13 protein-coding genes are annotated in these 13,583 nt (G+C 45.9%); 2 read left to right on the top strand and 11 right to left on the bottom strand.

The genetic code is table 11. The annotated features are described in order from the left end of the window. Positions 1-68: 68 nt before the first annotated feature. The 10 genes from KSMBR1_RS06065 to KSMBR1_RS06020 form a co-directional block, all read right to left on the bottom strand. A complete protein-coding gene (locus KSMBR1_RS06065) occupies positions 69-227 on the bottom strand; it encodes a DUF3309 family protein (protein ID WP_099324510.1) in 159 nt (52 codons plus the stop codon). 70 nt (positions 228-297) lie between these two features. Then, a complete protein-coding gene (locus KSMBR1_RS06060) occupies positions 298-621 on the bottom strand; it encodes a BON domain-containing protein (RefSeq protein ID WP_099324509.1) in 324 nt (107 codons plus the stop codon). Positions 622-772: 151 nt separating this feature from the next. Next, the gene (locus KSMBR1_RS06055) at positions 773-952 is read right to left on the bottom strand and encodes a CsbD family protein (RefSeq protein WP_099326992.1); all 180 of its coding nucleotides are present in this window, start codon (positions 950-952) and stop codon (positions 773-775) included. A 140-nt stretch (positions 953-1,092) separates the two neighbouring features. Further along, positions 1,093-1,404, bottom strand: coding sequence for a putative quinol monooxygenase (locus tag KSMBR1_RS06050; protein ID WP_157820414.1), 312 nt, complete (start codon positions 1,402-1,404; stop codon positions 1,093-1,095). Between the two features lie 208 nt (positions 1,405-1,612). Next, complete coding sequence (locus KSMBR1_RS06045) at positions 1,613-3,592, bottom strand: sigma 54-interacting transcriptional regulator (protein WP_099324507.1); 1,980 nt, start codon at positions 3,590-3,592, stop codon at positions 1,613-1,615. Further along, on the bottom strand, positions 3,589-3,948 hold the full coding sequence (locus KSMBR1_RS06040) for a circadian clock KaiB family protein (RefSeq protein WP_099324506.1): 360 nt from the start codon (positions 3,946-3,948) through the stop codon (positions 3,589-3,591). The genes KSMBR1_RS06045 and KSMBR1_RS06040 overlap by 4 nt, the downstream gene beginning before the upstream one ends. 129 nt (positions 3,949-4,077) lie before the next feature. Further along, positions 4,078-4,413 (bottom strand): circadian clock KaiB family protein, encoded by a 336-nt coding sequence (locus KSMBR1_RS06035; protein ID WP_099324505.1) that lies wholly within the window; start codon positions 4,411-4,413, stop codon positions 4,078-4,080. After that, on the bottom strand, positions 4,410-6,158 hold the full coding sequence (gene kaiC, locus KSMBR1_RS06030) for a circadian clock protein KaiC (RefSeq protein ID WP_099324504.1): 1,749 nt from the start codon (positions 6,156-6,158) through the stop codon (positions 4,410-4,412). The genes KSMBR1_RS06035 and kaiC overlap by 4 nt, the downstream gene beginning before the upstream one ends. A gap of 38 nt (positions 6,159-6,196) precedes the next feature. Then, positions 6,197-6,448, bottom strand: coding sequence for a transposase (locus KSMBR1_RS06025; RefSeq protein WP_099324503.1), 252 nt, complete (start codon positions 6,446-6,448; stop codon positions 6,197-6,199). Positions 6,449-6,741: 293 nt separating this feature from the next. Further along, the gene (locus tag KSMBR1_RS06020; RefSeq protein ID WP_099324502.1) at positions 6,742-8,364 is read right to left on the bottom strand and encodes a sigma-54 interaction domain-containing protein; all 1,623 of its coding nucleotides are present in this window, start codon (positions 8,362-8,364) and stop codon (positions 6,742-6,744) included. 700 nt (positions 8,365-9,064) lie between these two features. Between KSMBR1_RS06020 and hdh the strand changes: the two genes are divergently transcribed. Next, on the top strand, positions 9,065-10,798 hold the full coding sequence (gene hdh / locus KSMBR1_RS06015; RefSeq protein WP_099324501.1) for a hydrazine dehydrogenase: 1,734 nt from the start codon (positions 9,065-9,067) through the stop codon (positions 10,796-10,798). Between the two features lie 64 nt (positions 10,799-10,862). Here the strand turns inward: hdh and KSMBR1_RS06010 are convergent, their stop codons facing one another. Next, positions 10,863-11,117: a hypothetical protein gene (locus KSMBR1_RS06010; protein WP_099324500.1), complete on the bottom strand. Its 255-nt coding sequence runs from the start codon at positions 11,115-11,117 to the stop codon at positions 10,863-10,865. Between the two features lie 969 nt (positions 11,118-12,086). Between KSMBR1_RS06010 and KSMBR1_RS06005 the strand changes: the two genes are divergently transcribed. Next, positions 12,087-13,577: a SulP family inorganic anion transporter gene (locus KSMBR1_RS06005; RefSeq protein WP_099324499.1), complete on the top strand. Its 1,491-nt coding sequence runs from the start codon at positions 12,087-12,089 to the stop codon at positions 13,575-13,577. Positions 13,578-13,583 lie beyond the last annotated feature (6 nt).

Here is a 13,583-nt window from a genome sequence, read left to right as displayed (position 1 = left end):
CCTTTCGCAGCCACCTTGTGATAGTTTTTCCCAAAGTTCACCGCTTCATTTCCAATCTCCTCTTGCGACTAGATTCTGCCCAATAAAAGCAGTATTACTATGATTATCACTATTACCCCGATCACACTGCCGGGTGTATAACCCCACGACCGGCTATGTGGCCAGGCGGGGATTACTCCCAAAAAGATCAGGATCAGAACTATGATTAAGATTGAAACAAGTGACATATTCGTTCTCCCGTTGAAAAAAGAAGATTAAAGTAAAGTACATTCCAGGATACATTTGCTTTTCGCCCGTTCATTTCACGGACATTTTGTTTTCAACAGCTCTGACGCCCTCTACAGATCTCGCTACTTCCACTGCCCTGGCAGCAGCCTCCGGGGAATCCACGAAGCCGCTTAACTGCACGACATCCTTGAAAGTTTCAACATTGATCTGGAGCACCTTAAGCATAGGATCATTAAATATTGCCGCCTTAACCTTGGACGTAAGAACAGAACTATCGACATATTCCCCTACGCTTTCACGCGTTGAGGTACCTGCACAGCCTGGACTGCCGGCAATCCACCCAACCAAAAAAAGTACTGCAAAAAAACGCTTGATCAAATTTGTTTTATCCATAATTTCTCCTCATGATAACAATATAAAGAACTTCGCTGAAATGATGGGTGTAATGCCTTCCCTTACCCTCCAGCGGTATAATGGTATCAACGTCTATCCGACCTCATCCGCGGCTTCAAAGGTGTGACGACGCATGATACGCGCCGCACTCTTACTTCCCCATGACTTTCTTGACCTGGCCGATCTTTTCCTGAACTTTACCGGCTCTCTTTTCGTCTTTGCCTTCGGCTTCCAACCCGGGATTCTCACTGACTTTCCCGGCTATCTCCTTGATCTTGCCCTTCACTTTGTGAAACTTGCCTTCTACCTGGTCATTCGTACTGGATTTCATGGTATTCCTCCTTTTGTTTTCGGTTTGACTGCTGGCACTCTGCCCCCAGTCTTCCCCGTAATTAAACTGCTGGCTATGCAAAAATTCTCTTCCCCGGACACACGTCAATCTTCCGGCCAGGATCCCTTCGCCAATCCTACTCAGTCGCACGATCGTCCGATCTTCGGGTAAATCTCCTCCATCCCTTTCGGGTGAAAAACGGCGTGGAACATCATTTCATAAGGCTCTCTGAGAAGGCACATCGCTCCCCGGATCACCTTAAAACGTTCCGACTTCAGGTGGGCCATAAGGTTCTTCCGGGTATCCCATTCTTCAAGAAGAAAGAGTCGATTTTCATCCTCGATACTCTGGTAGAAGTCGCAGCTCTCGCATCCCTTCTCCATCCTTATGAAACCGGATAGTGACGCGATCGTCTGTGACAACTCCAGGCGCTTCTCTGAAAGGACATTCATTCGTATGCTTAAGAGGATCATAAGGATACTACTGGCAAATGGTCTGCCAATAGCCGATGGAAAATATGAAGTGTGGATTAATCCTTTAATAACAAGGGGGTTAGGTTAATAGTAGAGGACGGCAGAAAAGTATGAAATGATTCGTTTAGCCTCAATATTTGGCGGGACATCAACATGTTGAGGGATACCTTGTGGAGAGGTGGACAATCTAATTGGGTTCTTTTGTCTCCGGCCGGACTATCCCGAGTTTATGCATCCTCGCTCTTAAGGTACTCGGGTGGATGCCCAGAATCGCTGCGGCCCCGTTCTTTCCCTCGATGCGCCATCGGGTTTCAGAAAGGATTTTAAGAATTTGGTCTCGCTCCGTCTCTTCCAATGTCCTCACGGTGGATGAAAATGCGGGCGATGAAATCTCCAGTTTATCTGCAAGTTGCAAAACCGGCCCGGGGCACAAGATCACGGCTCGCTCAATGATGCTCTCCAGCTCCCGGACGTTCCCAGGCCATGGATAATCCTGCAGCGCCTTCATCGCCTCCTTCTGGATCGACGTGATCTGTTTGCCCAATTTCCTGGAGTATCGCTCTACGAAGGCGTGTACCATCAGAGGGATGTCTTCTTTCCGCTGCCGCAGTGGTGGGACAGTGATGGGGAAGACGTTGAGCCGATAGTAAAGGTCCTGCCGGAAACGGCCATTGCGGATCTCTTCCTCAAGGTTTCGATTGGTCGTTGCCACTATCCGTACATCAACTTTGATGGTATGGGGCGACCCCAGGCGCTCAAACTCGTTATGCTGAATCACCCGGAGTAGCTTTGCCTGCAACTCCAGCGGCAGCTCCCCGATCTCGTCCAGGCAAAGGGTGGAACCATTGGCGACCTCGAACCGGCCGATCCGCCGGGTATCAGCCCCGGTAAATGCCCCCTTCTCCCGGCCGAATAATTCGCTCTCAATTAAATTGCCCGGCAGGGCAGCACAGTTGACCGTGATCATGGGGCGTTCCTTGCGGGGGCTCATGTCATGGATGGCGAAAGCGATCAACTCCTTCCCCGTACCGGTCTCACCAAGGATGAGGACAGTTGCATTCGTGGGGGCAACTTGTTCCGCGCGATAGAGAACATACTTGAGACTATCGCTTTGCCCAAGAATTTGGGCAAAGTGATGTCTCCTTTTGTTCTCGTGACGTAAGTAAATATTCTCGGCCTCGAGTCGGTCTTTCAATGTTTTTATTTCAGAAAGAGCCGTCCGAAGTTCGAGAGTCCGCTCCTCCACCTGCTGCTCGAGTTTGTCATGGTCTTTTTGCCGTGAGTCTTCCATCTTCCTGCGCTCGGTGATGTCCACCATTACGACAACAATACCGATGGCGCCTTTATGAGTAATAAGTGGGTTTGCGCTCAACAGAAAAGAATAAGTCTCGTTGTCCCCATGCTTGAAATTGACCTCAACCGCGTGAAGGAATTTGCCACTCATTGCAGGGAGAAGGATAAATGGCATCCCGTCTGGATAGAGGAGGTGAAATGCCTCGTCAAACACCTGGAAGAGTGGGCTTCTACCGAAGAGACTACTGGTCGACTGACTTGCACGGAGTATACGGCCCTGGGGGTCACAGAGAACAAATATTTCCGCAGCTTGATTGAGGATTTGAGTTGTCAGTTTTTCCTCCGCCAACATCTCCTCATTGCGCTTTTGTTCCGTCAGGTCGGTAACCACCATGCACACCACAGCGGGCATATCCGTGTGCTGAAGGGTGCTTATGGAAAGTAAGGCAGGTGCAGTATTTTCACCTCCGGTCTGCAAGGCCAGTTCCGCCTTACTGTTCCCCTTCAAACCCCGCTCAACCAATGCCTCAAATAATTGGCGGTCTGTTGATGAAATGTATTGGTAGATTGAAGATCCCATTACTTTTCCCAGAGATCTTTGGACGATATCTGCAAAACGTTGGTTACAGAAAAGGATCGTGCCGTCGGAGGCCAGAGTGACGGCCCCTTCGTTCATGGTTTCGACCATGACTCTGTAAGGATGCTCGGCGCCCGATAGTGTAAAGACCCGCTCTCCTTCCGCCGTTGAGACAACCAGTCCATCCACCTCACCGCCCCGGATAGCGCGCAGAGTTTCCTCCGCTTCCATCATCCGCGACGTAAGTTCCTGCAACTCATCCAAAAGTTGTTGTCGTGTTCTATACGATTTGCTCATTGGTTCGTACTCATGAATTCTTTGGGTTCCAGACCTATGCCTGCAAGAAACCTTTCCGTATCCGACATGTCGCCGATAAACCTCCGGAATGGCAGTGGGAGTTTTTTGATGAGCGTTGGGGTGGCGATAATCTGCTCTTCCTTGGCCAGATTGGGCTGCTGGTAGATGTCTATCACGTTGAGTTCGTAGCGCCCTGCCAGGTATGTCTCGCAGAGTTTCCGGACATTGGCGATTGCCCGGGTTGACTTTGGGGTCATCCCTGTAACATACAGCCGAAAAACGTGCTTTGCCTGGCCTAACTTCGTCGCCGCTTTTTCGAATTTCTCAGTGCTCGTTTTACCTCTGTTCCTCTCCATGGCTGTTACTCCAAAATTGATACTTCGACGTTGCCAAGCCCCGGCCTTCAGGACGAGGTAAAAGTGCCGATCCGTATCAACCCTGAGCAAACCCCGGGCTTGAGACCGGAGATAGTCGAAGGGTTGATTTTATCCTCCGGAGACAGAACGAATGTCGAGTCCCACCAGCACGCGCTCTGTGTTAGCCAGATCTCCGATAATCTTTTTAAGCGGTTCAGGGAGCTTCCTTACCAGTGTAGGTATGGCAATAATCTGGTCACCTTTAGCAAGCAGAGGATTCTTTAAAAGGTCTATCACTTCAATGCAGTATTTACCCGCAAGGTGCTCTTCGCAGATCCTCTTTAAATTAGCAAAGGCCGTAATTGATTTCGGGGTCTGACCGGCTACATACAACCGGAGATTCCAGACCCCTTCCGTAAAATCGGTCTTTGCTTTCTTCCTCTTTCCTGATGAGACAGCTTTCACTTTACCCTCCTTTCTCTCTTTTTTTTCGAGCGCTTCGCCGGACTGCTGAATGTCCCCTCCTTGCGAAGATGCGCCATTTCTAAACGACCTTCTGCCAGAACAGCTTGTCTTTTTCGCTCTCCTTCCGCCATCAAATGCAACTCTTCAGATTCCGCATCAAACTCGGCACGGAGGGCTGCGATTTTTGTTTCCAGGACATTCCTCTTGCACTCCTGCTCGCGGAACCTGCGATCCGCCTCATGCCGGCGTACCAACTCAGCGGCCTTTTCCCTGGCTTCCTGGGAGGCCCTGGCACTGCCGGTTAATACCTCGCCAAGACCGGTATAGATATCGATAAGGTCAATGCCCTGGTTCGTGAGCAGGAACTCCTGAATCTGGTTGGAGTGGGCCATGCCGCGTGACTTCAAAATGTAGATGCCCCGGTTGCGTTCACCATTGAGTTCGATATCCCGGAGGAGAAGCCATGTATCGATCAGAGAGGATATCTCCTCGCTTGTGTGTTCAAGGCTGCCTCCAAAATGGGTGAGGTCGGTAAGGAAAGTAGATATCTTTTTCATTTTCAAATAGTCGATCAGGCGCGTTAATATGGATTTAACCTCCGATGCTTTTCCCGCAGCGCTCAGGTTGCTGATCGGGTCTACAATGAAAACCTGGGGATTGAACTCATTGATCACCTTGTGGAAGGTGACAAGATGCATCTCAAGGCCGTAAAGCGAAGGCCGGGCTGAATGAAACTTGAGAAGCCCCTTCTTCACCCACCGGGCGAGATTCATGCCGATTGAACCCATGTTCCTGATGATCTGGCTGGGCGATTCCTCGAAAGCAAAATAGAGACAGCGCTCACCTCGCCGGCAAGCGGCATCGGCAAAGGCAGCAGACAAACTTGTTTTGCCTGTACCCGCTGTACCTGATACGAGGATGGTACTGCCCCGGTAGTACCCCTTCCCGTCAAGCATGGCATCCAACTTGGGGATGCCAGTGGAGATGCGCTCCGTGGAAACGGGGTAGTCGAGCCCCAGGGAAGTGATTGGCAGGATAGAAACGCCGCTCTCGTCTATCAGGAAAGGATACTCATCGGAGCCGTGAGACGAGCCGCGGTACTTGACAATACGCAGGCGACGGGTAGAAATTTGCTCCTCGATGCGAAAGTCGAGGAAGATCACGCAATCGGCGACGTATTCTTCGAGCCCGTAACGTGTCAGCATCTTGTCGCCGCTTTCCCCCGTGACGATGGCCGTCACACCGCGCTCTTTCAACCAGTGAAAAAGCCGGCGAAGCTCTGCCCGAATGATAGCGGCATTAGACAACCCGGAGAAAAGCGCTTCTATGGTATCCAGGACAACCCGCTTCGCGCCGATGGAATCAATGGCGCTGCCCAGGCGGATGAACAATCCTTCCAGGTCGTATTCACCCGTCTCTTCAACCTCACTTCGCTCGATTTTGACGTGGTCCGTTGCGATGAGACCACGCGACATCATGTCCGGGAGATCAAAACCGAGTGAGACAAAGTTCTTCGCGAGATCCTCCGGCGTCTCCTCGAAGCTCATGAAGACCCCGGGTTCTCCGTAATCCCTGACGCCTCGCATGAGAAACTCCATGGCGAAAAGTGTTTTGCCGGAACCCGCACCGCCGCAGATCAGGGTTGTCCTGCCTCTCGGAAGCCCTCCCTTCGTGATCTCATCGAGACCCCTGATGCCCGTCGGGCATTTTTCAAGAACAGCAACATCATGTTTTGCCTTAACCATCGTAACCTCCCAGCGCCTTTCTTAATCTGAAGTAATGCCTATAAGCAGGTAGGCTCTGCCTTTTTTACAAGCCCGTCTTTTACTGGATTTCGTTCTATGTATCTTATCACCGTCCATAAGTATGGCATTTTTTCTATTATCGTGGAATAAAAGCGACTCTGCCATAGCCTGCCGCTTCTTTTATATTTGCGGTTTATGTATTGTGTGTATACCAGATTTGTCCCGCCTATCCCTCTGGCAAGGGATTCTTCTTGTTCAGGCGTCACAAGTATATGGATGTGGTTTGTCATAGACAGGATGCCCAAATATCCAAACCCAATTTTTTACTATAGCAACGGAGGATCTTTAGATAAAACGCCTTATCTTCGTCATCAAAAAAGACGTCTCCCCCATTGTTTCCATGCTGGGTGATATGGTGCGGATAATTTACAGCGCATACTCTTGCTATTTTTTTTGGCATACAGGGCATACAGAGAAAAAAATCACACCTTAACGTGCATATCGAAAAATATGGGAAGCGCCCCTCCAATCCCCAATAAATATCTCATCAATAATTAAGTATGGTGTCCCCTGAATATTAAGGTCACCTCTGAATCCCAAATGCTTTAATTTTAGATGATAGGGTTGTAGATTTCATTCCGAGAAGTTCCGCCGCACCTCCAGCCCCGGAAATTTTCCAATTTGTTTTAATAAGTGCGGCAAGAATATTTTCCTTTTCCAAAGACTTCAATTCATCGGATGTCATTACCTCACCGGGTTCTCCGGAAGATTTAATACGCTGTGGGAGGTTTGGTGGTTTTTTAATAATATATACTTCCGGCAAATCTAATTTTAACTCCCCACCCCTTGATAAAATAACTGCACGTTCAATAACATTTTGCAGTTCGCGTATATTCCCTGGCCAATCATAACTCTGAAGTTGCAGAATCTGCTCTTTCTTCAGAAATAATTCTTTAAATCCAATACTCCGGCAGTTTTGCTTCAAAAAATGTCTTGCCAGGAGAGGTATATCTTCTTTTCTCTTACGAAGAGGGTCTATTTCAAGAGGAAAGACGCTTAAACGAAAATAAAGATCCTGCCGAAACTGTTTTGATTCCATCTCCTTTTCCAGATTTCTGTTGGTTGCGGCGATAACCCTTACATCAACACGACGAGTCTTTCCCTCTCCGATAATCTCATATTCCCCTTCCTGAAGCACCCGAAGCAATTTGCCTTGTAACTCTATTGGTATTTCTCCCACTTCATCAAGGAAAATAGTTCCTCCGTCAGCAAGTTGAAAACGACCAACCCTGTCCTTAATTGCCCCGGTAAAAGCGCCTTTTATATGTCCAAAAAACTCACTTTCAAAAAGTTCCTTCGGGATTGAAGCACAATTAACTTTAATAAGCGGGTTATTTTTTCGTTTGCTACGTTGATGAATCGCCAGGGCAATAAGTTCTTTTCCGGTACCGGTTTCACCTTTTATGAGAACCGTTGCGTTAGTTGGCGCCACAAGTTCTATTTGTTGGAGTGTTTTTTGTAAGGATGAACCTTGGCCAACAATATCCGCAAATGAATATGCTTCTTTGATTTCATCTCTGAGATACTCATTTTCCAGTTCCAACTGTTGATGTAATTGTTCTATTTCTTCAAATGCTCTTGCATTGGCGATGGCAGCGGCAGCGTTCGAAGCAAAAGTCCTGAGCATGATCAACAATGCCTGATCCAACTCTTTTCTGCTGAAAAGCGCAAGCACACCAAGTGTTTCATTTCGAAACACCAACGGCTGCCCATCAAAACTTGCTATTTTTTCTCTTTGCGCCCATTCAGTGTCCAATAACCAATCCGGATTTTCATAGATATCATTGCGTAAAACAGCATTTCCGGTTCCACCTATATAGCCTATTTTCCCTGAGGCGCTAACATTTTTCCGGGAATACGTGTAAAGGGGAAATCGTTTATAACGTCCTTTAATAGACGTTGGCCATTTTTCACTATAGAGTGATCTTCCATTGCTTGCAACCAGATGCAAACATTTAGTTTGATCCGGACACCCCTTCCGCCAATAACATGTATGACATATGTCACCAGGGGCAATGAGCCAAATCCTGGCAAGCACAACATTAGAGTCTTCAGCAAGCCCATTTACAATATTACGAAAAACCACATCCAATGAACGTTCGTTTGATACGGAAATAGCGATAGATTGGAAGAATTCCAAATTCATATTTTTAATAAACCTTTATTTATCCGAAAACAATGCATTTTCCACACTATCGTTAATACTCCAAAAACATACCGGTTTTTCAATTGGATTATAATATTTTGGATTTGCTTGAACGTCAATTTATTTATGTTTATTAAATCCCGTAAATAATAACGAATTATCGTAAGCACCTACGTATCATGAAGGGCGTTGTTTGTAATCGTATAAGCCGTAATTTGCCTAAACAAAAGGATATACGGATTTTTGATGCCATTGGCACAACGATTGTTATTTAAAAATACAGATTAAGTAATTTTTCAGACAACTCTATTTGTAAAAATCAATTAAGAAAGGGTGTATATGATGATTACAACGACATCGTCTTGCAGAACACTAAAGCTTCTATTCCTGATAATTTCCAGCTTCTTTTTAACGCCAATTGTTATTTACGTATTAATAGCGTTCAGTGTAACCAGCGCAATGTTTTTTTTTAATAAAATGCTTAAGTTCGTGAATGAAAGATTTTTATCTTTTAAAATTTGTAAAAAATGCTGGGATACTTTTTAACTATTTTCCGATACCGAAAGTCTTTTCTTAAAAAGGTGTAAGTTCTTTTTGTAAGGGGGTGATTGTCGCAATGCCTGATAATATTAGTTTTTTGTAAAAAATTTTTGTTGAGATAATTAATTCCACACAGGAATTTTTGTAAAGGAGAAGTATCATGCGTAAATTTTTGAAAGTTACATTGGCATCAGCGTTGATTGGTTGTGGCGTTATAGGTACTGTTTCAAGCCTTATGGTGAAAGAAGCCAAGGCTGTAGAAATTATCACTCACTGGGTACCACACGAAGTTTATGGTATGCCTGGGGAGCCTGATAATAGTGGTAAGGTATTTTTCTCTGGTTTGAAAGCAAAATATATGGGTTACCCAAAAGATGCACAGAGGTCACCATACCCGGGAAAATACAGCAAGTTTTGGAAGACATTGCCTGCGTACCGTTATTACATCCCGGATTATATGTACAACAGGGATGAGGTAAGGCCTTCAAACCCGATTAAGGGCACATTTAAGCTGGAGCAGTGTGTTGCTTGTCACTCAGTTATGACTCCCGGCATTGTAAGGGATTATAATAAGAGTGCTCATTCAAAGGCAGAGCCGGCACCAACTGGTTGTGATACCTGCCACGGCAACAACCATCAGAAGTTAACTATGCCTTCATCAAAGGCTTGCGGGACAGCGGAATGTCACGAAACGCAGTACAATGAGCAAGGGCAGGGAGGAATTGGTTCCCACGCATCTTGTTCCAGTTTCGCTCAGGTTGAGTGTGCATGGTCAATTGAAAGGCCACCCGGAGATACAGCGGGTTGTACTTTCTGCCATACCAGCCCTGAAGAAAGGTGCAGCACTTGCCACCAGAGGCATCAGTTTGATCCGGCAGTTGCAAGACGCTCCGAGCAATGCAAGACCTGTCACTGGGGTAAAGATCACAGGGATTGGGAAGCTTATGATATAGGTCTTCATGGTACGGTATATCAGGTTAACAAGTGGGATACGGAACAGTTTGACTTCTCAAAGAAGCTTTCTGATGCTGATTACGTTGGTCCTACCTGCCAGTACTGTCATATGAGGGGCGGGCATCATAACGTGCAGAGAGCAAGTATCGTATATACCAGTATGGGTATGTCGATGGCTGATCGTGGTGCACCACTCTGGAAGGAAAAGAGAGACCGTTGGGTATCTATCTGTGACGACTGTCATTCACCAAGATTCGCCCGCGAGAATTTGCAGGCGATGGACGAGTCTGTTAAAGACGCTAGTTTGAAGTATCGTGAAACATTCAAGGTAGCGGAAGATCTTCTTATTGACGGTGTACTAGACCCCATGCCAAAGGATCTTTGTCCTGATTGGTCAGGTCAGCACATCTGGAGTTTGAAGATTGGCGCGTACCATGATGGAGAAGCTTACGGTGGTAAGACTGGCGAATCCGGAGAGTTTAGAATGTCAAACGTTACTGATGTGGAGAGGCTTTGTTTTGAAAGTGTTGGTTACTTCCAGACATACATTTACAAGGGCATGGCGCACGGCTCCTGGAATGATGCTACCTACTCAGACGGTTCATTCGGTATGGATCGTTGGTTGGTCAACGTAAAGCAGAATGCTTCACGTGCAAGAAGGCTTGCTGCTTTGGAAAAGAAGGTTGGTATTTCATGGCAGCCTGAGCAGTTCTGGAAAACAGGCGAATGGCTGGATCAGTTGACCGGGCCATATATCGTAAAGAATCACCCTGGCAAGACGATCTTCGATCTTTGTCCAGATCCAGGCTGGTTAGACACACATCATGCACCTGCTGAAGAGGTTGAGTACATTGAGAGAAAACTCAAGGAACTCGGCATGGAAGCTGGTACTCATGATGTTAAACAGGATTCTGAATCAAAGTCTGTGAGAGAACATTGATTTGTTAATGAATAAAAAGGAATCTGTGCAAAGTACGCACAGATTCCTTTTTATGTGCTGGCAATTACACAGCACCACACGCTTTTTCACTGCAATGGTAAATTGATGCTGAACATGTTACGGGAAAATAAATGACCACTTCCCATATTTCATTTACACCCGCTTTTTTCCCTTGACTTAGCGGCCTCCCTGTCGAGGTCGCCTCCCTGATAAGTGTGTCTAATTCTTTGTCATCTTTTACCATTAAGTCTTTATACTCCTCCCGTTCCCTTTCATCCAGCCAATCTGTATCGCAAGCATTCTTTTTTATTTTAACCATGGCAGGGTTTTTTATGTAAATTGTAGTGGCAAGACGTGCCTTGCAACTGCGAAGCTAAATCCAACAATAATGATGCTATTGAATGGTGGATTCACTATCGCTTAATCCACCATATCTTTGAATTTTTTTACAAGATGCTACGTCTAAGTTTATTTGGTACAAAATATCACATTATTTGTAACACTTTAGTAGGGGCGGAGCATTTGCCCGTTTGGGTATGAACTTATTTATAACAATTTATAGCAAATGCTTCGCCCCCTACATTATGCGGCAAACACCACTATTTTTGGAATTTTTCAAAAAACAAAAATGCTAGTTCCCAAGCCGGAGCTTGGGAACTAGCGTTTTTGTTTCATAGAACTAAAGTGTTACCAAAATTTACCCTGCCTTTAAAAAAGACATTTAATGTGAGAATATCAGGTTTATTGATTATGGGTCTTAGCACAAAAAAATCTGGAATACTCCCCCTTTCGAATATGTATATGTGATATGGGAAGTGTCCCTCCAATTTTGTTTGATATTAATTTTATTTTGTGTTATCTTTACGCCCTTGTTGTGCCAAGCACCATATACTTTTGCTTGTGAAACCTATGCCATCATTCATGCCTGGTCTCTTTCCTTTGAAGGGGTGCATTCCCGATTTTTTGTGACTTCCGCCATGTTTTAATAAAACGTACAGTAGTGTTAACCCTGACAGGGTTTCAAACCCTGTCAGGGTTGTTTTGCCCCAACTCCATGAACACTTACAAAAAATCGGGAATGCTCCCCTTCAAAGATTGCATGCCGTTTTCTATGTTGACTGCGTTTTGAACGTCATCTGCGAGGCGTGCGTCCTGATTAAGACGTAAATCTGCCTGATTATAACAAAATAATAAAAAAATATTTTATTGCCACGCTTTGCTTGTTCGTATCCAGCGACGTCAGTGTTTGGTTTGTCACATGTTTCATTTACGGGAGAAATAGTTCTACATGCTAAAAAACTGGAAAAGAGAGTGGTTTTCAAACGTACGGGGTGACCTGCTTGCCGGTATTGTTGTAGCGCTTGCCCTTATCCCAGAGGCAATTGCATTCTCAATTATTGCCGGAGTTGACCCAAAGGTGGGTTTGTACGCCTCATTCTGTATTTCTGTGATCATTTCCTTTGCAGGCGGCCGTACCGGTATGATCTCAGCGGCAACGGGTGCAATGGCGCTGCTCATGGTCACTCTGGTTAAAGAACATGGTCTGGAATACCTTCTTGCGGCAACGCTATTGACGGGCGCCCTCCAAATCATCGCCGGATTTCTCAGATTAGGGAACCTGATGCGTTTTGTGTCAAGTTCCGTAGTGAAGGGTTTCGTCAATGCCCTTGCTATTATGATTTTTATAGCGCAGTTGCCTGAACTTATGCATGTTAATTGGTATGTATATTCATTGGCGGCTGGCGGTTTGTGTATTATCTATCTGTTCCCTTATATACCGGTTTTGGGTAAAATACTGCCTTCTCCCCTTATTTGTATTGTAGCGGTGACGGCAGTATCTGTCGGTATGGGACTGGATGTCCGTACTGTTGGAGATATGGGTAAGCTTCCTGATACGCTCCCCATATTCTTATTGCCGGAAGTCCCGCTGACGTTTGAGACACTGACCATTATTTTCCCATACTCCTTTGCGCTCATGGTAGTGGGTTTGCTGGAATCTATGATGACGGCCACTATTGTTGATGATTTAACCGATTCAAAAAGTGATAAAAACCGGGAGTGCAAGGGGCAGGGCATTGCCAATATCGGAGCAGGGTTGATGGGAGGAATGGCAGGTTGCGCCATGATTGGACAGTCTATTATCGCTATAAAATCGGGCGGACGCGGGCGTCTCGTGGCTTTTGCGGCGGGGGTGTTTTTGTTAAGTATGGTTGTCTTTGCAGGAACATGGGTAAAGCAAATCCCAATGGCCGCCCTGGTGGCAGTAATGATCATGGTATCTATCGGGACATTTTCATGGAGCTCTATCCGAAGCCTGAAAAAAAATCCGCTGTCGTCCAGTATTGTAATGGTATCCACGGTTGCGGCGGTGGTTGCAACACATAATCTTGCTATCGGCGTGCTCATCGGCGTTTTATTGTCGTCATTGTTTTTTGCTAACAAAATCAGTCGTATTTTTGTGGTAAAAAGTCATATCAACAAAGCTTTGCCATGGCGTATTTATAAAGTAATAGGTCAGGTATTTTACGCTTCAGCGGATAGGTTTACCAACTCATTTGACTTTAAGGAAGCGCTGGAACGTGTTACCATTGATTTGTCTGAAGCGCATTTTTGGGATGTCACATCAGTTTACGCACTGGACAAAGTTGTAATTAAATTCAGACGTGAGGGAGTACATGTTGAAATTATTGGCATGAATGAAGCAAGCGCCACGATTGTAGATCAATTCGGAGTGCATGATAAACCCGAAGAAGTCGAGAAATTGCTTGCCGGTCACTAAGGAGAA

Origin of the sequence: Candidatus Kuenenia stuttgartiensis, assembly GCF_900232105.1 — a bacterium.
Taxonomy (GTDB): domain Bacteria; phylum Planctomycetota; class Brocadiia; order Brocadiales; family Brocadiaceae; genus Kuenenia; species Kuenenia stuttgartiensis_A.
The sequence above is the reverse complement of the archived record's forward strand: the minus strand, read 5'-3'. Positions and strand labels throughout refer to the sequence as shown.